At 47.8% G+C, this 550-nt stretch carries 1 protein-coding gene; it reads left to right on the top strand.

What is annotated here, in order from left to right; genetic code table 11:
- Nucleotides 1-550 (top strand): putative nucleotidyltransferase substrate binding domain-containing protein (locus R7P74_RS28535; protein ID WP_318124057.1); only part of this gene is annotated, 550 nt, incomplete at both ends.

The raw sequence follows: 550 nt of genomic DNA, 5'->3' as shown, positions 1-550 counted from the left end.
GGCCAGCCCAGAATACAACAAACTATTGAGCATTAGCGTATTCCTTGAAGTGCGTGCCATTCACGGCAACCGCGAGTTTGTCGACCAAATCCAACAACACTTGCATGATTGTATTCAAAAGAGCCCGAGCTTTATTCCGGCTTTGGTGCGAGACGCGATTGACACTCAGCCGCCACTTGGCATTTTCAACAATTTGGTGTTGGAAAAAGGTGGGGAAAACAGCAACACGTTAAACATCAAAAAGTACGCCTTGAATCTGATCATCGATCTGGCGCGTATTTTCAGTCTTGCCGCTGGCGGCTCGTTAACTGGCACAGAAGAGCGTTTTCGCTACGCAGCCCAGCACGGCACATTGTCGAAAGACAGTGTTGAAAACATCATTGGCGCGTATCGCTTTATTACTCAGGTACGTTTCCGTCATCAACTCAATGCGATTCTGGCGGGCACCACTCCAGACAACCACATCGCACCCGATGATTTCAGTAGCTTTGAGCGCAAGCACTTAAAAGATGCATTTAAGATCATCAGTGAGCTGCAAGATGTTGCGAAA

Source organism: Vibrio sp. 2033 (assembly GCF_033339735.1).
The sequence above is the reverse complement of the archived record's forward strand: the minus strand, read 5'-3'. Positions and strand labels throughout refer to the sequence as shown.